Raw genomic sequence first — 22,457 nt, 5'->3', positions numbered from 1 at the left:
AACATCACTTGGCACTAAACTTATAAGTAAAACTGAACATAAAATATTGTTGCAAAACCGCCGATTGGGTATCCTCTATTATGTTCCCAACAGCCATCCTGCGTACGTTATTGTTTTGTTTAAGCAGATCGTAAACAGTGAGTTTTATTAAGCCCACCTTATTTCTAAAGAGTTCTTTTCCAATATTGGCATTCCACAGTAATGATCCTTTTTTGAACCCTTCGGGTGCCTGACTGTTATAATTATAACCGATAGAATTATCTAGTTGGAACACATTCGGCCATGTGATCCTCAGGTCGGTTTTTAAGCTTTGAATAACAAAATTTTGTTTGGGGATAGCATCAGTCTCGTAAGCTATACGGTTAATTATTGGCGAATAGCTTTGACTAACATCTATAATATTATCATAGTTATAAGTAGCTATTACTGAAGGGGAAAAGTCAAGGGAATTACTAATGGTATTTACACCATTTATAGAAGTAGTGTTGTGGCCTTGATTGGCATTTAAACCAAAAGTTATACTTTTTTGAACCGTAGGAGTCATCCAACTACGTTTAACTTGGGAATAAAAACGGAGCATGTTATTCCCATTAGCATTAATGAACGTATTTACCTGGCTTCCGTTTGCTTGATATTGTCCGGCAGATTGGATTTGGTTTTGTACTATCGTATAATTTAAACCTGTAAAAACCATTATGTTCTTAAATGGATCTATTAAGGTATAACCCAAATTAATGCTGTTATACAAAGCAGGCTTAAGATTTGGATTACCAATAACCACATTTAAAGGATTGCTATAGTCGGCTACCGGTTGCAATTGATTAATAGCAGGCTGTACCAAATAAGGAAGTACATCTAAACTTGCTCGTTGATACTTCGTTATTTGATAGCTGAGGTTTGCCGTTGGCAAAATGTTTGCACCCCGATACTTAAACTCCACACTCTCATCAAACAATTGATTATTAAGCTTGTACTGAATTAAACTAGCTCCTACCGTTGCTCTAAACTTTGCACCATCATAAGCTATTGACAGACCAGAGGTGGAAGTACTATTGTTACTTTCATAGGCAGTTGAGAGATCTGCATCAAATACTTCAGTACCCTCATCGCCGAGCTGATAGATACTTCGATCCATTTCATTCTTTTGCCATTTAATACCTTGTGAAAGAACGAGACCAATTTTTTTTGCCAGAGGCTCTGTATAAGAAACCTTAAACCCAAAATTGGAAATATTGCTATTTATGGCTTGCCGCTGATTTTGAATGGCGAGCGAATCGCTTTTCCCAGGTCTGTAAAAAGTATTTTGCGAATAGTTCAGATTATTTTGATTATCCCTGTTGACAGCGGGCTCTATATTTAGAGTAATAGAACGCCCCCGCTTTTTAAACCCATGAATAGCCATCCAATCTAAACTGTATAACAGGTAATTTTCGTTTCGTTGTAATTGCCCTAAACTATGGTTAAGACTTTCACCTGCAGAACCCGTGGTCGTCTGGTTACTTTCATTCTCAGCTTTCGTGTATCTGTTATCGAATGCCCCATTTAGCGACATGAATGTAGTTGGTTTAGGATTATACTCGAATTTCAAATCCGCGTGATGGGTATCGCCCCTATCTGTGGCAAGGGTACGATTACTCGTAAAAAATGAATTTGGCACTAAAAATTGTTGCTGCTCCCTTGTTGAAGACCTATCGGTAAAAGAGTTATTATAATTATAACTACTGGTTACCTTAAGATCTTTTTTCCAGGTATCACTATAATTTAAAGCCGCAAGTTTACTGTCGGTAATCCCATTTCCAGCATCAATCAATGTAAAGTTCTGACCAGGCATGCTCGAACCAAAACCTATTTTATTTACATTGTTGGCCGATCCAACTAAACCTAATTGTGTTTCCTTTCCAAAGCTGCTTAACATGCCTGATGTTTCGTATCTTTTGTCAGAACCAAGCCCACCGGTAACATTCGATACCGTTTTAATCCCGTTTTTCAGCTTTATGTTAAGCGTTTTGTCTTCGCCATTGGATTGCGCACCGGTAATGCTTTGTTCAATGGTTTTGGTATCCATTACCTGTATTTTGCTCACAATATCAGCCGGTAAACTCTGTAAGGTTATTTTCGGATCTGAACCAAAAAATTCACGCCCGTTTACCATTACCCTCGAAACCTTTTTACCATTATAGGTTAGTCCTCCACTGGGATCAATGCTCAATCCGGGCATTTTCTTTATCAGATCTTCTATTACGGCACCTTGTCCGGTTTTAAAAGCATTTGCATTAAATTCAACAGTATCGCCTTTCATTCGCACAGGCGTAACGGGTGCAAACACATTTACGGTTTGAAGCTCTATTCCGGTATTTAAAAGAATAATGCCCAAATCGCCATTTATTGGTTTTATACGTTTCACAAAAGGTGATGCACTAATGTGAGTGATCCGCAACACCAAACTATCGCTAATAACAATTTTTTTAAGCTTAAAAAAACCTTGGGCATCTGTTACACCCTGTGTTAATACTGTACCTTCTTTTGCTGAAATAGTGATCGTTGCCGCACTAATAGGGCTTCTATTGGCTGAATCCAGCACCTTGCCTTTTATTTCAACTCTTTGTTGGGCTACGGCCATACTCGTTAAGCATACCATAGCGATCAGGCTTACCACGAACCTTTTGCCAAAACTTCTACGTGTAAATTTCATTAGTTCTTAGTGGTTAGCGTGATCAATTTTAATAAACCTGGCCCAGGAGTTACCGGCTTGCCATTGGCATCTTTCTCAGCAGAAAGCTCTAATCCGTTTTCGATACCTTTTTTTACAGCCGGCACACCTTCTAACATCCATTTCGGTGCAGGCGCTCCTTTTAGATAATGGTCAAAAAATTGATCCATGCGTATAGTGTAATCTTTGGCAGCTTCTCCTAATACTCCATGAGTCTGGTTATCATATTGTAACAACCAAGCTCTTTTACCCAATCGGCGTAGGGAGAGGAACATTTCCAAACTTTGTGTAAATGGTACTGCTCCATCGCCTTTGTTATGCATCATGAGTAGAGGCGAGGTTACTTTATCGGCATTTAAGACAGATGTATTTTCTATAAACGCTGCTTGTTTATTCCATAAAGTGCCGCCCATTCTTCCCTGGCCCACCTCTTCATGATCCTGATTGGCATTTCCACCGTACCACAAATAGTTGTAGCCACTAATCAGATCTGAAACACCTGCCGCAGCCATAGCAGCAGCAAACATATTGGTGTGGGTTACGATATAATGGGTTTCATATCCACCAAAACTATGGCCCTGGATACCCATTTTAGTGGTATCAACCCAAGGGTAAACAGATAACATTTTCGCAGCTCCGGTAACAGCCTTCAATGCACTCTTACCTGGTTCGCCAACAGTATAATTAATATCAGGTGTATATACCAGGTATCCGTGGCTCACAAACCATGGGATATTAATTCTATCATTGGCCAATGCCGGTGCATGATAGAAATTCTTTTCATGGCTGCGTTTCTCGTAATAATCAAATATGATCGGGTATTTTTTAGCTGGATGAAAGTTCTCGGGCTTATAAAGAATACCTTGCATCGCCTCTCCATGCTCATCTTTCCAGCTCATTATTTCACTGGTTAACCAATTGTAATCTTTCTCAGGATAAGCATTACTTAAAGGCGTATACGTTTTAAAATCAGTAGTGATAAAAAAGTTGCGAGATTCGGCCGCACTTTGTCGGGTTGCGATCCAAACATTCGCATCACGAGCTTTCAATAATGGTGAGTTAGTTAAATATCCCCAATTATAGAGATATGGGCCCATTGTAAGCAGGGTCGGATCTTCTGTCTTATTTAATTTCAGATTGTAATAACCATTGTCCTTGTTATCCAAATTGAAAGCACACAACAAATAAATTCCTTTTTCATTGAGGTTTAAGGTTTGATCCTCAGCAAAGCGAAACACAATCCGGTTACGACGACCGTAGCCATTGGTCAGGTTTACAGGTTCTCTTTTTCCGGTAACATCAAACTTCCAGATATCACATTTATCATAAAGCAGAACAGCTTCATCATTCCCTATCCATGCAGCCACATCACCAAATTGACCCGGCTGTGGCGCAACATTGTCGTAGTCTTCATCAGGTTTAAGTGGAGCTACCTTGTCCGTAAGATTTACCGTTTTACCTGTAGCCAATTCGATAATAAAGCAATTCTGTTGATCCTTATCTCTCGCAATGATGTATTTACCACTTGGAGAAATGCCATGAAAGGTATCTAGAGCCAGATCAACAAAAGTGCGCTGACCGGTTCTCGTGTTTACCATATAATGTTTTTTCCCGGCACCTTTATTCCAATGGGCTTCATCTCCCATTCCGTTTTGGGTGGATAAGAAAATAAAATCATCTCCTTTTTCGCCTTTTACCGGCATCATCTTATCACCCTCTTGCTCCAATTGGATGATCTTTTTCGTAGAGAGATTTACTACCGCTCGTAATGGGACGTATTTTAGCGTTACCATGTACACATCAGGAGGAGTCTCCTCATACTGTTGCAATGACTGCAGCTTAACATCTGTATAGCTCCACACATCAACCTTAACTCCGGTAGCGGGTAAGGCAGTTGCCGGTTTCCGTTTTACGGTAAAGAAAAGTCGGGTATTGTCATTGCTGAAACGGTCGATCTGCTCTATGGCCATGCTGGTATCTACTCCCGCAGATTGGTTGTTCATTATTTTTGTGGCCTTGTTTTCAGCCATGCTGTAGGTATAAATTGTACGACCTATACCATTGCCCACCCTTTCGAGCACAGCAAAAGCCAGCTGATCTTCTTTCTTGTTAAATACATAATTGGTTGGGCCGAAACCTTTGAATATGGCACTTTGTTTACCTGTTCGAAGATCAACTAAGGATAACTGATCTTGTCCACCGCTATCCTTATCACCCGCAACACGTAATAACAAGTGGTTACCACTAGGACTAACCATAAAATCGATGATTCCAGTATAGGTTTGCTCTTTCCCGGTAGTCAGGTTACGGATCAATAAGGCTTTATCAGCAGTAGTTCTTCTAACCGCCAGATAGGATTGATTATCAACGCTAAAGATCTTGTATCCGCCCAAAATATTTGGAATGCTTTCTTTAACTGCACTGCCAAGTTGAACCAGGCAAAGGCTGTCTCGAAAGATAAAAATGGCAGTTTTGCTATCACTGCTAAATTCGGCGGCACTTCTGGTCTGGACTATTTTTTCCCACTGCCCATTTAGCTGCTTAATTACAAGTCTGTCATCCGGAGAATCATGATAAGGACTGCTCATTGAGTTATAAACGGCATACTTCCCATCATTGCTGATTTTAGCATTATGAACACTGGTCCAACTATCTAGTACATTAAAATCAACTGCTGGTTTTTGTGCAAAGCAATAGCTGATGCAAAAAAAGAGAAGCACTGTTAAATTTATTTTTTTCATACGGATAGGTGCTTTAATTGTTGATCGTTAAACCGGGCCCGGGCGTTACCGGCTTGCCATTAGCATCTTTCTCGGCAGAAAGCTCCAACCCATTTTTGATACCTTTTTCAGCAGCCGGCACACCTTCCAGCATCCATTTTGCAGCAGGAGCGCCTTTTAGGTAATGATCGAAAAACTGGTCCATGCGAATGGTGTAGTCTTTTGTCGCGGCCTCATTCAACAAGCTATGGCCTTCTCCATCATACTGTAATAACCAAGCCTTTTTGCCCAAACGACGTAACGATAAGAAAAATTCAAGCCCCTGTGTAAACGGTACGTTCCCATCGCCTTTGTTCGACATTAGTAGTAAAGGCGTAGTCACTTTATCGGCGTTTAGCACTGCCGAGTTTTCAATGTATTGTTCCAGATTTTCCCATAAATTACCGCCAACCCTGAGTTGTCCATGTTCTGTCATGTACTGCATGCTCACCGGACCGGAATACACATTGTATATGCTGATATAATCAGACACGCCTGATGCCGACATGGCCGCAGCGAAAATATTGGAATGTGTTACAATATAATTGGTTTCCAATCCCCCAAAACTATGTCCCTGCAAGCCCATTTTGGCCGTATCAACCCAAGGGTAAGACGAAAGCATTTTTGCTGCACCAACTACGGCTTTTAAGGCGCTTTTGCCTGCCTCTCCCTTTGCATAGTATACGTCTGGCGTGTACACAAGATATCCCCGGCTCACAAACAATGGAATATTGATCCTGTCTCTTGACAGTTCTGGCGAACGATAAAGGTTCATTTCATGGCTACGTTTCTCGTAGTAATCGAATATGATGGGGTACTTCTTATTGGGATCAAAATTCTCCGGTTTATAAAGCACGCCCTGCATCACCTTCCCATTTTCGTCTTTCCAGCTCATCAGTTCACTGGTTAACCAGTTGTAATCTTTCTCTGGATAAGCATTACTTAATGGTGTAAATGTTTTAAAATCTGTAGTCGTAAAAAAGTTGGCCGATTCGGCAGCGCTTTTTCGCTGAACAATCCAAAGGTTAGCATCGCGGGCTTTTAAAGGCGCAAATGCCGTTAAGTCTTTCCAATGGAACAAATATGGACCCATGGTAAGTTTTGTTGGGTTGCCAGGTTTATTTAATTGCAGACTGTAGAACCCGTTATCTTTATTGTCCTGATTAAAAGCACACAATAAGAGCGATTCGGTATCTTTTATCGGTGTGGTCCCATAATCTTTAACTATGCGAAGCATAATGTGATTACGGCGACCATAACCACCAGTGAGATTTACAGGTGCTCTTATACCTTCAGGATCAAGCATCCATATATCGTACTTGTCGCTCATTAAAATAGCACCATCATTGGCTGTCCATCCGGCGATTTCTCCAAATTCCGAAGGTTCTGGTTGTTCTCCGCTGTAATCTGTATTCACCTTGGGCAAGTGAATACTACCGGTCATATTAACCGTTTTACCAGTCCGTATATTTTGCACAAAGTAATCCTGCCCTGCCCTACCTTTTCCAATTACATACTTTCCCGCTGGCGATAAGCCTCGAAAGCCCATTAAAAGCAGGTCCAGGTTTTTACGGTTTCCTGTTTTAGTATCTATTTGGTGATAACAGACGCCAACACCACTATTCCAATAACCTTCTACCGCATCTCCAGTACCGGTACACACAAACAAATAATCATCTGTGATCGTTTCAGGGAAAAGCATGGGTTGATCTCCATCTTTTTCCAGATGGATAATCCCACCGGTTGCAAGGTTCGCTACCGCTGTGCATTCGCGATTATCTGACGCCACCAATGTAGGATCGACAGGATTTAACTGGTTCAGCTGTGACGATTGCAGTTTTACATCGCGATAGTTCCAAACATCCACCATTACGCCTGTAACAGGCTGTTTGGCAGCCGGTTTGGTTTTTACGGTAAAGAAAAGCCTGGTACCGTCTTTACTAAAGTTTGAAATGCGCTCAATCGCAAGAGTTGAGTCTATACCTGGTGATTGGCTGCTTATTGTTTTTACTGCACCGCCTGTTGCTGTGTATATATAAATTGCTCGTCCAATACCAATTCCTACCCTTTCCAAAACAGAAAATGCCAGTTTGTCTTCTTTTTTGTTGAACACATAATTGGTTGGCCCAAAACCTTTAAATATAGCTGTTTGCTTGCCTGTACGAAGATCTATCAGGGCTAATTGACTTTGCCCGCCACTATCCTTTCCACCAGCAAAATTCAACACCATTTTGCCGCCATCCGGGCTTAGCATATAATTAACTACACCTGTAAATAGTTGCTCTTTGTTGGTAACCAGGTTACGTATAATCAAAGGTTTATCAGCCGTTGCTTTTTGCAGGATCAAATAATGTTGATTTGCCAGGCTTAAAAACTTATATCCGAGTATGTTTGTTAGCTTTTCGACAGAGGAAGTACCCAGCTTAATCAGACAAATGGTGTCCTTTAGGATAATCGCGGTTCGGTTATCGTCGCTAAAGTCTGCAGGAAACCTTGATGAAAATGACTTTTCCCACTTACCGTCAAGCTGTTTTATGATACACCTGTCTTCAGGTGATGCCCGGAATATCGAATTGACTACACTATAAGTTGCGTATTTTCCATCGTTACTGATTTTGGCAGTACTCGCCGATTTCCATTTACCGATCACACTTTGGTCTACGGCAGGTTTCTGTGCAAAGCAAAAACTCGCACATCCAATCAATAACATTAATAATTTTAACTTCTTCATCATTGAATTATTTTATCGATTAAGAGACCTTTGCCAGGAGTTACAGGCTTGCCGTTTTCATCTATTTCGGTTGAGAGTTCTAACCCACTATCAATCCCTTTTTGCGAAGCAGGAATACCTTGCAGCATCCATTTTGGTGCAGGGGCACCTTTCAAATAGTGGTCAAAAAATTGATCCATACGCTGGGTATAATCCTTGGTCGCTTCGCCAATAATAGAATGAGCATGCCCATCGTACTGCAGCAACCAGGCTCTTTTTCCTAAGCGTCTCAGCGATAAGAACAACTCTAAACTCTGTGTAAAGGGCACACCTCCATCGGCTTTGTTGTGCATCATTAATAAAGGGGTGGTTACTTTATCAGCGCTTAATACGGCCGAGTTTTCTAAGTATTTGTCTTGGATATCCCACAGGTTGCCTCCCATTCTGCCCTGGCCAGTTTCTTCATGCTGTTGGTTGCTGCTGCCCGTATCCCATATATAGTTATAGGCGCTAACCGCATCAGACACGCCGGATGCTGACATTGCCGCGGCGAAAATATTGGTGTGCGATACAATGTAATTGGTTTCATACCCGCCAAAACTATGACCTTGTATACCCATCTTAGCGGCATCAACATAGGGCAAAGCCGATAACATTTTTGCACTGCCAATCAAAGCTTTAAGAGCACTATTACCAGGCTCACCAACCGTATAATGGATGTCGGGTGTATAGACCAGGTAGCCATGACTCACAAACCAAGGGATGTTGATATTATCCATAGCCATTTCGGCCTGGTGATAAACATTTTTCCTGTCGCTGAGCTTCTCGTAGTAATTAAATATAACCGGGTATTTTTTTGCCGGATCAAAGTTCTCCGGTTTATACAACACACCCTTCATGTCCCTGCCGTTAGCATCTTTCCAACTCATGAGATCACTGGTAAGCCAGTTGTATTTTTTTTCGGGATACTCTTTGCTTAAGGGCGTGAATTTTTTAAAATCGGAAGTGGTAAAAAAGTTGGCCGATTGGCTGGCGCTTTGCCGTTTAACGATCCAAACATTAGCATCCTTTGCCTTTACCGGTTTATCACCTCCGGCTATGTATGGCGAATAATATAAATACGGCCCCATAGTTAACAAGGCTGGATTACCCGGCTTGTTAAGCTGTAAAGTATAAAAGCCATTGTCTTTAGTTTCGGTGTTAAACGCACATAGCAAAATCGGTTCTGTTTCTTTTATAGCCTTTTTCGGGTCATCCTCTACCAAACGCAGCACGATCTTATTGCGGCGCCCGTAACCTCCGGTAACATTTACAGGCGGTTTTTTACCGGTAAGGTCCAGTTTCCATATATCATACTTGTCGTATAGTAAAGCGGAGGCATCATTTTCAGTCCAGGCGATAAATCCCAATTGTTCATGTGGCTTTGGCCCAACTCCATCAAAGTCTTCATCAATAGCTAACAGGGGCACATTAGCGTTAATATGTACTGTTTTACCGGTTACCTGGTCTATTGAGAAAAACTTATCTCCTCCTTTATTTGTCGCCATCATGTACTTGCCACCCGGCGATATCCCACGAATAGATAGTAAATCAAGATCAACCTTTGTTCTTTCACCTGTGCGGGTATCAACCTTATATTGCACTTTTGTAACACCCTTATTCCAGAAACTTTCACTGATGTCGCCCTCGGCTGTATAGGGGAACACGTAATTTTCCATTAGCTCATCAGGGAAAAGATGGCTTTTATCGCCAGGGATTTCCAAGCGAACTACGCGGCCTGTTGCCAAGGTTACTACTGCTTTTGATTCAGGAATACTGGAGTACTGCATCCAAAGTGGCAGAGGGCCACTTTCCAATAACTGCACCGTTTGTAATTTCAAATCACGGTAGTTCCAAACATCAACTTTTACCCCTTTGGCTTCCGAGGCTGGAGGACCTGGTTTTGATTTCATTGTAAAGAAAAGGCGGCTATCGTCTTTACTGAAATTGGTAATGCGCTCAATGGTCTCACCGGTTTCTATCCCGGGTGACTGATTGGCAACCACCTTTACCGCGCCCTTGTCGGCTGTGTAAATGTAAAAGGCATGTGCAAGTGCGCCGCCTGCTATTTCATATACCGAAAAGGCGAGCTTATCTTCTGCTTTGTTGAACACATAATTGGCTGGAGCAGTGCCTTTGAATATCACCACTTTTTTGCCGCTGCGCAGGTTGACCCATGTTAATTCTTCCTGACCACTATCTTTAGGACCAGGGGTACGCAATAACAATTTATCTCCGGCAGGGCTAACCATAAAATCGGTTATACCGGTAAAGCTTTGCTGTTTGCCTGTTGTGAGGTTACGTAGCAAGATCTCTTTTTCCATATTTGATTTCCGGATGACAACATATTGTTGTTTATCCAGGGTAAAGAGTTTGTACATTAATACACTGGTGATGTACTCAACAGATGACGTACCCAGTTTAATTAAGCATAAGCTGTCCGTTTGCTGTAAAAGAGCAATACGGCTATCACTGGTAAATTCAGCAAAACTTCTTGTTGGAAATGATTTTTCCCAGTTACCGTTAATTTGTTTAATAATGCATCTGTCTTTAACAGAGCCCCGAAACGGTGACGCTATCGCTGAATAAAATGCGTACTTACCATCATTGCTAATTCGGGAAGTATTAACTGTAGTCCAGTTATCGATTACACTGTAATCAAGAGCTGGCTTTTGTGCAAAACCATAGTTACCGCACAAAAACAATATAAATAGGATCGTAATTTTCTTCATGTCTATAGAGATTCCGGTCTTAATAATCCAACACCAGGTGTTATAGGTTTACCGTTGGCATCTTTTTCTGTTGAAAGTTCGAAGCCGCTATCAATTCCTTTTTTAGCAGCAGGAATACCTTCTACCATCCATTTTGGCGCTGGTGCCCCTTTCAGGTAATGATCAAAAAATTGGTTCATTCGGGTGGTGTAATCCATAGACACAGCCTCGCCATATAGTGAATGTGCCTGATCATCATATTGAAGTAACCAGCATGGTTTACCCAGTCTGCGCATGGATAAGAACAACTCCAGACCGTTAGAAAGAGGTATCACCTGATCATTCCGGTTGTTCATCATCAGCAATGGGGTAGTAATCTTATCGGCCCTTAATACCGCTGAACTTTCAATGTATCGTTCGGGATGTTCCCATAAGGTTGCTCCCATTCTTTCCTGTCCGCGCTCGGCAAAAGCCTGGTTGTTTGCACCACTACCCTTGCCATGCACATAGCTGTAACCACTAATCATATCGGCTATGCCACATGCAGAAACAGCAGCGGCAAACATATTGGTATGGGTGATGACATAATTTGTTTGCATTGAACCCCAGCTGTGTCCTTGTATACCTATTTTAGTGGTGTCAACATAGGGCTGTTTTGAGAGTAGTTCTCTTGCGCCGGTGATCGATTTTAGTGCACTTTCTCCTGATCTGCCTGGTATAGGATAACGTATATCTGGAGTGTAAACCAAATAACCCTGACTTACATACCATGGTATGTTTATGTTATCAGTTGATGCTTCCGGCAAATAGAACTTATGCAAATGATCCGTGAGTATTTGATAGTATTGGATAATAACAGGATATTTTTTAGCAGGATCAAAATTTTCGGGTTTGTACAATACACCCGGCATATTCGTACCGTCAACATCTTTCCAGCTCTTCAACTCTGAGGTAAGCCAGTTATAATTTTTTTCCGGATGAACCTCAGTTACCGGCGTAAAGGTTTTAAAATCGGTAGTTGTAAAGAAGTTCATCGACTCTGTTGTGCTCTCGCGACGGAGGAGCCAAACATTCGCATCTTTTGCTTTTACAGGCGGATCATTAGGATTGATGTAAGGCATGTAATACATATAGGGGCCCATGGTCAACAATTCAGGTTCGCCAGGTTTGTCTAGGTGTAAGTTGTAAAACCCATTATCGTGCGTAAGTTTATTATAGCCCGATAAAAGTATTGCTTCATTATTTTTAAAGGGACCAGTAACTCTTTGTGTTAAACCTAATTGAATACGATTTCGACGACCATAACCATTAGTAAGGCTTACAGGTGTTTTTTTAGCTTGAGGATCTATTTTCCAAAAATCATAACCATCAGAGATAATCAAAGCTTCATCATTTTCCGTCCAGCCTACAATACTTATTGCAGATGGTTTAGGTCCGGCACAATCATCTTCTTCATTCAATTTTGGAACAGGTAAACTGGCGGTTAAATTTGTGCCTTTGCCTGTTGCAGGATTTATTGAAAAAATATCAGGACTTTTGCCATCCGTACCAATTGTATATTTACCACCGGCTGATATCCCGGAAAAGATATATATCGAAAAGTCGATTTGCTTTCTTTCACCTGTTGTGGTGCTAACTGCATATTGAACAGGCACTGAAGTCTTGTTCCAGTACGCCTCGTCAAAATAGCCTGATCTTGTGTATGGAAACACATATTCATCTTCCAGACCCTCAGGCATAAACATAGTCTGGTCGTCTTCATTTTCAAGGCGCAGCACGCGTTTGGTATTCAGGTTTAGCACCGCGGTCAGTTCCTTTGAACCGGCTCCCATAGCTAACATAAATGGGTCGGGGGTGCTTTCCTCAAGCTGCATAGATTGCACTTTTGCATCGAGATAACTCCAAACATCAACTTTTACACCTGTAGCGGCGGCCGCCGGCGCGGGCGTTGGTTTCAGTTTTATAAAAAGTTTATTGCCGCCTTTATTAAAAAAAGTAATCCGTTCCAGGTTCATACCTGCTTCAACGCCCGGTGAATGGCTGTCTGCTACTTTTACAGTGCCAATACCACTTGTATAGCAATAAAAACCACGTTCAAGGCCATTCCCAACTTTTTCCATCCCACTAAAGGCCATTTTATTTTCTATCTTATCAAATACTATATTAGACAAGCCAATACCTTTGAATACTTCGGTCTTTTTACCGGTTTTAGGATCTAGTAAAACAAGTTGTTCAAGTCCGCCATTCTCTTTTGTGCCAGCAAAGCGAACTACCAGTTTAGTGCTGTTCGGGCTTACAACTATATCAACTACTCCTGTAAAACTTTGCTGTTTGCCTGTAGCCAGATTGCGCAATAGCATTTCATTGTCTGCTGCTTTTCTGGCCATCAGGTATTCCTGCTTGCCGGAACTAAACAACTTATACGTAATTACCTTTGGAATATATGCTATTGATGAGCCGCCTAATTGGACGAGCCACAAGCTGTCTCTTACCTGGCTAATAGCTAAACGGCTATCGGCAGTAAGTGTAACCTGTATCGATGGTATTTCACTTTTCCAGCTGCCATTAACCTGTTGAATTATCGTTTTATCTGTAGGAGCGCCATATATGCTGCTTGAAAGCACATATTTTACATACCGGCCATTATTACTAATCGCCCCGGAGCGCGTCATCGTCCAGTTTTTAAAGGTACTTTTATCTAAAACTGGTTTTTGCGCAAAACATGGCAAGCCCAGCAGCCCTAGCAGAGCCGTAAAATATAGTCTTTTCATGATTTTCAATTAGTTTTATTGAACGCCTTCGCCCCACGTAGGCTCACCCTTTTTCATTTTTTCGATGGTGGCCTTGTACGGATCTTCAAAAAATCCTTTTTTCAACTTGTAATATTTTTCTACAAAAGCCCGGTCTTGCGCAATGGCAAACTCTTCAGTAGCAATAGCTTCTTCCACCCTACCAAGTTTGTATAATAAGTTTGATTTGGTATCGTAGTATTGTACGTTGGGCTCTTCATCAAATTTTAATGATTGTTCGCTCCAACTCAGTGCTTTTTCTAAAAGCCACTTCTCATTGCTTTTTAAAAAGATCTCCCAAGCGGCAGCATTTACCTCAAATGATTCGGGAAGATTACGTTGCCCTGCTTTGTTAGGTTTTGGCGGGAATTTCTTTAAGTTTTGATCAAAAACTGCAGCGTATTTTTTCCAATCCTTTTGTGTTTTATAAAAACCAATTTGGGTTGATAAAACATACTTTTCTGCAAGTGTAGGATTATATTTTTTGCTGATGGTTGCTTGTATTGCTTTCCAATTTGGATTCAGATTAATAATTTTCCCATCCTTGTAGATATGATCATTTATTTCTTCATTATAAATAACCACTTTTACAACACTCGCCGCCCAACCTGGCATACCTAACACGCTATCAGCTAAGGCATGCTTTACCTTATCGGCATACATCAATTTAAAAAATCGATCTTTACTAGTAAGTCGACCTGCATTTCTGCTGATAAACTCCATATTGGCTTTAGTAAACAATTCATCATCACTTTTTTTGAAGAGGTAGTTATACATATAGTCGTTAATTAAGCTATCTCTAAGCTTAACATGACCCATATCATCAGCCGTGGCAATTAATGCAGGCATGATATCGAAATTCTTATCACCTTTTCTATAATTATTTACGGCGTTGGTATACTTGCTATAAAACTGCTCGTTTGGATTCAACGCATTATTTGCCAGCTTTAAAAAATCGTCCGGTGCTAAATACCCGGTTCCTTTATGCACAATGTTTCCATCAGGCGAGAAGAATAAATAGGTAGGCAAGGCCATAATCTTGTATTCTTTAGAAAGCTCTTCGGCAGTGGCATACCAGTTTTTAGTATGTTCGCTATCATTTGCTCCCTTATCTATCTGTGCTTTTACCGAGATAAATTTGCTGTTCATCACAGTCCCCACGTTCTCGGCCGTATATACTTCCTTATCCATTTGCTTGCATGGTACACACCAGGTAGCCATTACATCGATAAAAATGTATTTGTTTTCTGTCTTGGCCTTCTCCTTTAGTTGTTGTAAGGTTAACGTTTCTTCGAACTTTACACCTTTATCTTGTGCGATGCTCGCTGTAATTGCAAGCAACATCATAAGTATGATTGATCCTAAGGTTTTCATTTATACCAATTTTTCAATGGTTATAAAACTATCATGATATATTATGCTATTTATCATGGCAAATCATGATGATTTGTCTTGTTTATTTAAAATAGCCCGGTTATCACGGTATAATAACCGGGCTAATAATTATTAATAACCTGGGTTTGGAACTAATTTATTGTTCGCTTGCAGATCAAATAATGGTATTGGATAAAGAGCTTTTGTTGTAGCCCAAGTACTGCCTTTTAATAGGGCAGCTGCTGTCATTACCGCATCTATTTTGCCTGTTCTTTTTAAATCGAACCAACGGTGGCCCCATTCGGTGAACAACTCTACTTTGCGCTCCTGTAATATTGCGGACAGCAGTTCATCTTTGGTAGCTGCGGTTGTAGTTAATAAACCTGCTCTATTGCGCACAACAAGGAGGTCATTTTTAGCCTCTGTCAGCTTATTTAATTTCGCGTAAGCTTCTGCCCTGATTAAATATTGTTCAGCTAAACGCAATACGGTTGAATACTCGGAAGTAGGTACAAACTCAGACCCTATTTTGTATTTATTAGGATAATAATAGGTTGTAGCGCCTACCACTGCTGATCCAACCCAGTTCTCCTTGCGTTGATCACCAGCTTCAAAGCTATTCGCCAAACCATTGCTCATATAAACGATGTGCGAGAAATCGGGACCGGTAGCAGGTAATTTAAATATCATACCTTCGCCTGTATTGGCACTAAAAAAGCTACCCGTTGCCTGTATTTGCCATATCGATTCTTTGTTGTTTTTTACAAAAACGTTATTTAACGGTTCAATTCCGTATTGGGCGGTATTAGCAATAACTAGTGATGATTGTGCTACCGCATTGGCATAGTCTTCCTGATACAGGTAAGCTCTGGCCAATAAGGCTGTTGCTGCCCATTTGTTTGGCCTCACTCTTTCATCTGTTGCATTAAGCACATTGGCACCAACATAATCACTTTTCAATAAGCTTTGTGCCTCTTTTAGATCGGTAACGATTTGTGCCATAACATCATCCTTTGCAGTACGTGGAAGTTGTGCATTGGTTATGTAATCTGAGGTTAATATTAAGGGCACATCACCATATAGGTTAACCAAATGAAAATATAAAAACGCACGCATAAATTTAGCTTCGCCAAGTAATTGCGTTTTTACTTCCGGGTTTAACATGGTGGAATTATTTAAACCTTCAATAGCTGAATTACAGTTATAAACCAAGGGATAAATACTATTCCAAAACTCACCTCTTTCATTGTTTAAGGCATTTTGCCAATAGGCTCCAAGGGTTAAGTCTCCCGGGTTAAAAAGAGCAAGTTCATCAGCAGATAAGCCTACAAACACTGATGTTGTACCAATATTTGGCATTGAATAATCTGTTGAATTTAGCGTGCTCATTTTAGCTAATATCCCTGTTAATACGGCGGTAGCAGTGTTATTGCTGCTGTAAACTATAGTTGAAGTGGAGTTGGTATAGGGTGTATCTACTTCAATGAGGTTTTCGCACGACATTTGCACGGTACTGGTAAGAACCGTTAATGCCAATAATATTGTTTTCCTGCTATTTATATATTGTTTCATAACATGCTGTCTTTAAAATTTTATAGAACTGCGCGAACACCAAAGGTGAGAACTCTTAACGGAGGTAAAGAGAACTGGCTTTGGGTTTCAGGATCAAGGCCTTTGTACTTGGTAAATGTTAGCAAATTTTGCCCTTGAGTAAAGAAACGTAGATTTTGCATATGCCATTTATTACGCCAACTTTGAGGTATACTCCACGATAACGAAACATTTTCTAAACGGATGTAAGATGCATCGGTAAATACCACATCACTGAAGTTTGCAGCATAATAGTTCTGAAAAAACAGGCTGAAATTTTGGCTGTAACGCTGTATATTGCTTACGTCACCTTGTTTATGCCAAGCATTTAGTACATCAGCAGGCTGGTTACCGGTGTTCCCTGAAAATGCACCTGGCCTGTCACCTAAAATATTGGTATTCCTTCCTGTTTGTTTTACAAACTGAAACAATGCATCTAACTGGAAGCCTTTATAACTGAAGGTATTCTGTAATCCCCCATAAAATTTAGGATCAGTGTTAAATGGCAGGACACGATCTGTTCCGGCATTTGGCAAAGGTACCGTGTTGCCATCTTTATCAGCAAATACGTAAGCGCCGGTTGTTGGATCAACCCCTCTAAAGCCTAATACTAATTGCTGTGATAACGAACTACCTATCAGCAAATTACCGGCAGCAGAACTTTTGTCAATGTTTGGATAAGCAATCAGTTCATTTTTAGGAACGGTAAGATTCAATGAGGTTGACCAATTAAAGCCATTTCCCATTAAATTCATTGTAGTTAATGATAATTCCCAAGCTGTATTTTGTACGGTTGCATCGATGTTACGTACAACGACGTTAAAACCGGTAGAAACAGGCAGTCCGTAGTTACCCAACTGATTTGATGAACGATTACGGCTATAATTGGCATTAAGCAATACACGGTCCTTAAAAAAGCCCATGTCAATACCGAAATTTAATTTCTTAGTTTCTTCCCATTGTAATAACGGATTATATAATTGCGATGGTACTAAAGGATTTACACCAAGATATGGGTTAATTCCAAATGGTGTATTGTATAAGTCCATAAACTGGTAATCACCTATTTGGTCGTTACCAGTAGTACCGTAACTCGCTCTAAGCTTACCAAAACTCAAAAAAGAAGCATTCTTTTTGATAAATTCCTCGTTAGAGAAAACCCAGGCACCGGCTATAGAATAAAAGTTGTTGAATTGGTTTTCAGGTCCAAAACGGCTGCTTCCATCTCTGCGAATGCTTGCATTTACGAGATATTTATCACGAAAGTTATAGTTTAAACGACCAAATAAAGCATTGTATTTATAGGTTGCCGAAACCGAAGGAAAATAGTTGTTTAATTTTGCCGCCGCATGAACATCTTCTAATACCAGATCACTGGCATATCCTTCTCCACTAATCCTGTCACCGGTAGTATGTCGGTTTTCAAGTGTAGAACCCAGCATAGCCTCCAATTTACCTGCACCTATCAGGGCTTGATAATTCAGCTGAGGCTCAATGATCCAGCCTTGAATATTACTTTTCCCATACGTTGCACTTGGTGTTGAAGTTTTCTGAGCCTCAGGTGAGAGAGCACTTAAACGTCCTGAAGAAAATTCATCGGCATTTAAGTTGGTGAATCCAAAACTACTTTTAAGCTCCAGGTTACGCAACAATTTATAGCTCAAAACCGCGTTGCTTACCAGGTTGGTGGTTTTTACACGATAGATATTTTCATCAAAGGATAATGGATTTTCCCAGGTTGGCATTACCATACCAAAAATATTGGCTTGTTGCCAGTTCAATGAACCATCTGCATTTCTAAGAGCAGGCGCATTTGGCGCAAGTCTCATTGCCATACCAGTAAGATCGACCATAGGAATTTGGTTTTGATCGTACATATAGCTTCCGTTCAACTGAATTTTAAATTTTTGGTTGGTTGAAATATTGTTCAGATTGAAATGCAAAGAGGTTTTCCTGTCATTATCATCCGTTGGAAATACAGTGGTTTCGCTATGATACCCAGCTCCAGCTCTATAATTAATATTTGCATTACCACCTGTAACACTGGTTTGAAAATCATTGTAGTTTGCAGTACCTCCTAGTAATTCCTTTTGCCAATCGGTTTCTCTATTCTGGTCCCAGGCTCCATTAAGATCAAAATCAAAAAATCCTGGTCCGGGAAGACCATCATTTTTTAATGCCTCGTTACGCATTTGCAAATACTGTTTTGTATTCAGCAAATTCATACGCTTTGGAACTACACCCACACCACTTTGAAGATTCACCTCCACTCTGGTTTGTCCTGCTTTTCCTTTTTTAGTGGTGATCAATATTGCTCCATTGGCTGCACGGCTACCATAAATTGAGGTTGCATCAGCATCTTTCAATACATCGATACTCTCTATATCGCCGGGATTAATGAAACTTAAGGGATTACCTCCACCATACAAATTAATATCTACCGGATTAGGAGTTGAAGAGCCTAGTGTAGGTTGCAGGCCATTTACCAATTGTGAGGTATAAGGAACCCCATCAATTACATATAAAGGATCACTACCTCTAATCTGACTATTTTGCCCTTGCACGCGAACCTTTACCCCTCCACCTGAAAATCCTGTATTCTGAGTAACAATAAGTCCGGGTACACGCCCCTGCAATGCCAATAATGGATTACTAACCGGAGATTTGGCAATCTCTTCGGCTTTAACCGTGGCGATATTACTTGTGGAAAGACGACGGGAAGTGGTACCGTAAGCGATCACCTGAACCTCATCGAGTTTAGATTCACTATAGATCAAGGTGATAACAGCATCTTTTCTTGCAGCAAGCGCCTGCGCTTTGATCTCAGAAGTCTTAAAACCAAGAAAGGAAATAACGATTGTGGCATCCTCCGGAACAGATTTCAGTGAAAATGAACCATTCATATCCGTATTAGTGAATAGACTCATCCCTTTTACTTTCACTGTGGCGCCAGGTAGTGGTAAGCCCTTTTCATCAACCACTTTACCATTAACATCAATTTCTTTAATACGGACAATAAGCTCATCAATTAAATTAGGTTCCTTGATCTTTAAAGTCACATTTCCTGATTCGATATTGTAATCAACAGGTTGATTATCAAAGATTTTCTTTAGAGCGTCCTCGAAATCTACATTAGTGATATTAACTGTGACAGGTTTCGCCAGATTAAATACAGAACCCGGCACAATAAAGTCATAGCCGCTTTGCTTGCGAAGCTCAGTGATCACTTCTTTAAGAGGTGCATCAATTTTTGCAAGAGTAATTTTCTGCGCCATGCTAATGGCACTAACTTGCATCATAGTAGCGATTAGAATAACCGTGGTTAGTCGCATAATCAGCCAGATTTTATGAGATAAGCGACTCGCCTTACCCCGTTTAATGGTAATTTTTTGATACATTTGTCAAATTCTGGTTCATTGCATTTGCCTTCGGCCTCGTAAACTTGGGGCATTTGCGCTTTAGTTGATTAATTAAAAATGTGGCCAGTCTGAAACCAGGAGTATCCGCTTCTGGTTTTTTTGGCTCATGGGCTAAGCCTTTAAGATTGATTTCGTAATCGTTTTGTCATCTCTTGAATGATTTTAAGTGAACAAATCAGTTTAGTTTTCGTATTAACATTGGATGTAATAGTTTAGATCTGAATTATGGAAGCACATAAATCCTTCTTCCTTCAACCCTGAAGTGAACACTACCCGACGCTTCAAGCCTTGCCAACACACTGGAAACATTATCAAAACGAGACACAGAACCCCAAAAAGTTTCTTTAGTAATTTCCCCGGTATAAATCACTTCTACATTATACCATCTGCTGATGCTGCGCATAATTTCCTGAATACTCTGCTGCTCAAAAATGAATTTATTGTTCTTCCAGGCTACGGCTAGTTCAGCATCAACCGTTCTAACATGCAACTTTCCGCTTTGCGAAACTGCCTGATCTCCCGGTTTCAAAATTTCACTGTCATTTTCCGAAGTCAGTTTAATACTTCCCTCCAATAGTGTGGTTTTGCGAACCGGCTCATCAGCATAAGCATTCATATTGAAGTGGGTTCCCAAAACTTCCACTTCCTGATTGCCCGTCGATACGATAAATGGATGTGCTTTATCTTTGGCAACTTCAAAATAACCTTCACCGGTTAGCGTAACCGTACGTTTACCATTTTGAAGCAAATTAGTTGCATAGGTTAAACTTGAACCGGCATTTAACCAAACGGCCGACCCATCAGGCAAACGAACCTGATAGGTCTCTCCGTTGGCAGTTTTTATCGTATTTATTTTATTTTCATCAGAAGTATTTTTGATCTCGTAGACCAATTGCCCATCCGCAGCTTTAGTAATAATTACCCCCGCTTCATTTGCCAACTCACCATTAGTTGCTTCCGACAATCTGATCTTTTTCCCATTTGATAAAGTCAACGTAGCTCCTTGTTTTCCAGGAGCAATGTCATTCATGGCATAATTTGAGGAATTCTTCCCGCCCTCAAGCTTAGGTGACCTGTTAAAAAACCATACACCAATGGCAATGAAAGCCACAGCAGCAGCCGATGCTACCGCGTAACGGGGCCATAATCCAATTCGTTTAATTTTAATAGGTGCGGCGGCTTCGGTGCTTGTGAATATAAAGTTTAAGATTGTTTGTTTTTGTTCATCAGTTGCTTCCTTGCCAATATGATCCTGTTGATAGGCATCAGCCAAAAGGTCTTGAAGTTCATTAGTATATAAAGGATTGCTGGTGTAATCCCAAAGCTCATCAAGTTCATCAGGTGTAGCCCTGTTGTTAAGGTATAAGTTGAGTAACTCCTGAAGCCTGCTATTCATTTTCATCATCAATATTAATTTGGTTGAGATTTGTCTTAACCTTTTTTTAATATAGACACCAAACGCAATAGCTAAGGGTTAGTCCGGCAGTAATTTTTTTTTGAATTAATAGAATTTTAGCAAATTTTATTTGCTTAATGCCACAATAAGTAAAGGATAGAGTATGGCATTCTTGCGGAAATGTTCCCTGATTTTTGAAAGCGCTTTTTTCATATGAGCACGTACCGTTTCAGGAGAAATATTTAAAGCCTGAGCCGCTTCCTCATATTTTAGTCCCTCAATATGGCAAAGCTGATATACCAGCTTTTGCTGAGGAGCCAGGCTTTCTAATGCACCCTTTAAAACAAAAAGGGCTTGATTATAATCCAATTGCTGATCCGTAAGATTACAGGCAGTAGGATCTTCAAAATCTTCCGAATCAATCGGAACAACAGCAAGAGATTTTGCCTGACGGGCAATTTGACGCAACGTATTTAAAGCATGATTGCGGACAATCCTGCTCAGGTAGCCGCCAAAACTATCAACTTCTACAAGCTTCTCACGTACCGACCATATTTTCAGAAAAACATCCTGAACAATTTCTAAAGCAACATCTTCCGATTTTGTTAGCCTGATACTGAATAAAAAAAGGTTTTTGTGATAATGATTGAATAGTAACGTAAATGCACGCTGATCCCCTTCGGCAATTTTTGCCAATAACTCCTTCTCATTACTTAGGGGTTTTAATGTCATTATAGATAACTTCAATTTATGTTGGTAAGCGCAATGATAAAAATATTTAGGGAATAATAAGAACACTCCATCTCCAATATATTTTTTAAATTCAGTGGTTTATCAACAAACCACGTTCATCAAAATGATAGGTAGGCTTTAAAATCAATCAAATAATATGACCTTCACAACCTATTTATCCCAGCTTGAAGACATCTGTAAGGTTTGACAAAATAAACAACCTCATTT

At 40.4% G+C, this 22,457-nt stretch carries 10 protein-coding genes; all 10 read right to left on the bottom strand.

The window, feature by feature from the left end; all coding sequences use genetic code 11:
• Nucleotides 1-4: 4 nt before the first annotated feature.
• The 10 genes from C3K47_RS19860 to C3K47_RS05130 all read right to left on the bottom strand — a co-directional run bounded on the left by C3K47_RS19860 (nt 5) and on the right by C3K47_RS05130 (nt 22,229).
• A complete protein-coding gene (locus C3K47_RS19860) occupies nt 5-1,402 on the bottom strand; it encodes an outer membrane beta-barrel protein (protein WP_394341679.1) in 1,398 nt (465 codons plus the stop codon).
• 1,289 nt (nt 1,403-2,691) lie between these two features.
• Entirely contained in the window at nt 2,692-5,451 is a 2,760-nt protein-coding gene (locus C3K47_RS05170; RefSeq protein ID WP_103788050.1) for an alpha/beta hydrolase family protein, read from the bottom strand.
• 13 nt (nt 5,452-5,464) lie between these two features.
• Complete coding sequence (locus C3K47_RS05165) at nt 5,465-8,203, bottom strand: S9 family peptidase (RefSeq protein ID WP_103788049.1); 2,739 nt, start codon at nt 8,201-8,203, stop codon at nt 5,465-5,467.
• Nucleotides 8,200-10,950 (bottom strand): alpha/beta hydrolase family protein, encoded by a 2,751-nt coding sequence (locus C3K47_RS05160; protein WP_103788048.1) that lies wholly within the window; start codon nt 10,948-10,950, stop codon nt 8,200-8,202. The genes C3K47_RS05165 and C3K47_RS05160 overlap by 4 nt, the downstream gene beginning before the upstream one ends.
• A 2-nt stretch (nt 10,951-10,952) precedes the next feature.
• On the bottom strand, nt 10,953-13,700 hold the full coding sequence (locus C3K47_RS05155) for an alpha/beta hydrolase family protein (RefSeq protein WP_103788047.1): 2,748 nt from the start codon (nt 13,698-13,700) through the stop codon (nt 10,953-10,955).
• Nucleotides 13,701-13,715: 15 nt separating this feature from the next.
• The gene (locus tag C3K47_RS05150) at nt 13,716-15,092 is read right to left on the bottom strand and encodes a thioredoxin fold domain-containing protein (RefSeq protein WP_103788046.1); all 1,377 of its coding nucleotides are present in this window, start codon (nt 15,090-15,092) and stop codon (nt 13,716-13,718) included.
• A 132-nt stretch (nt 15,093-15,224) separates the two neighbouring features.
• On the bottom strand, nt 15,225-16,664 hold the full coding sequence (locus C3K47_RS05145) for a RagB/SusD family nutrient uptake outer membrane protein (protein ID WP_103788045.1): 1,440 nt from the start codon (nt 16,662-16,664) through the stop codon (nt 15,225-15,227).
• A 20-nt stretch (nt 16,665-16,684) separates the two neighbouring features.
• Nucleotides 16,685-20,080, bottom strand: a complete 3,396-nt coding sequence (locus C3K47_RS05140; protein ID WP_103788044.1) for a SusC/RagA family TonB-linked outer membrane protein — start codon at nt 20,078-20,080, stop codon at nt 16,685-16,687.
• A gap of 244 nt (nt 20,081-20,324) precedes the next feature.
• Entirely contained in the window at nt 20,325-21,497 is a 1,173-nt protein-coding gene (locus C3K47_RS05135; protein ID WP_103788181.1) for a FecR family protein, read from the bottom strand.
• A gap of 126 nt (nt 21,498-21,623) precedes the next feature.
• Complete coding sequence (locus tag C3K47_RS05130; protein ID WP_103788043.1) at nt 21,624-22,229, bottom strand: RNA polymerase sigma factor; 606 nt, start codon at nt 22,227-22,229, stop codon at nt 21,624-21,626.
• Nucleotides 22,230-22,457: the final 228 nt, after the last annotated feature.

Source organism: Solitalea longa, assembly GCF_002920915.1.
GTDB classification, from domain to species: Bacteria; Bacteroidota; Bacteroidia; order Sphingobacteriales; family Sphingobacteriaceae; genus Solitalea; species Solitalea longa.
The sequence above is the reverse complement of the archived record's forward strand: the minus strand, read 5'-3'. Positions and strand labels throughout refer to the sequence as shown.

Coding starts and splice junctions, on each gene's coding strand:
- C3K47_RS19860 (WP_394341679.1), bottom strand. CDS start 1,402: ATGGCTATTCATGGGTTTAAAAAGCGGGGGCGTTCTATTACTCTAAAT.
- C3K47_RS05170 (WP_103788050.1), bottom strand. CDS start 5,451: ATGAAAAAAATAAATTTAACAGTGCTTCTCTTTTTTTGCATCAGCTAT.
- C3K47_RS05165 (WP_103788049.1), bottom strand. CDS start 8,203: ATGATGAAGAAGTTAAAATTATTAATGTTATTGATTGGATGTGCGAGT.
- C3K47_RS05160 (WP_103788048.1), bottom strand. CDS start 10,950: ATGAAGAAAATTACGATCCTATTTATATTGTTTTTGTGCGGTAACTAT.
- C3K47_RS05155 (WP_103788047.1), bottom strand. CDS start 13,700: ATGAAAAGACTATATTTTACGGCTCTGCTAGGGCTGCTGGGCTTGCCA.
- C3K47_RS05150 (WP_103788046.1), bottom strand. CDS start 15,092: ATGAAAACCTTAGGATCAATCATACTTATGATGTTGCTTGCAATTACA.
- C3K47_RS05145 (WP_103788045.1), bottom strand. CDS start 16,664: ATGAAACAATATATAAATAGCAGGAAAACAATATTATTGGCATTAACG.
- C3K47_RS05140 (WP_103788044.1), bottom strand. CDS start 20,080: ATGTATCAAAAAATTACCATTAAACGGGGTAAGGCGAGTCGCTTATCT.
- C3K47_RS05135 (WP_103788181.1), bottom strand. CDS start 21,497: ATGAATAGCAGGCTTCAGGAGTTACTCAACTTATACCTTAACAACAGG.
- C3K47_RS05130 (WP_103788043.1), bottom strand. CDS start 22,229: ATGACATTAAAACCCCTAAGTAATGAGAAGGAGTTATTGGCAAAAATT.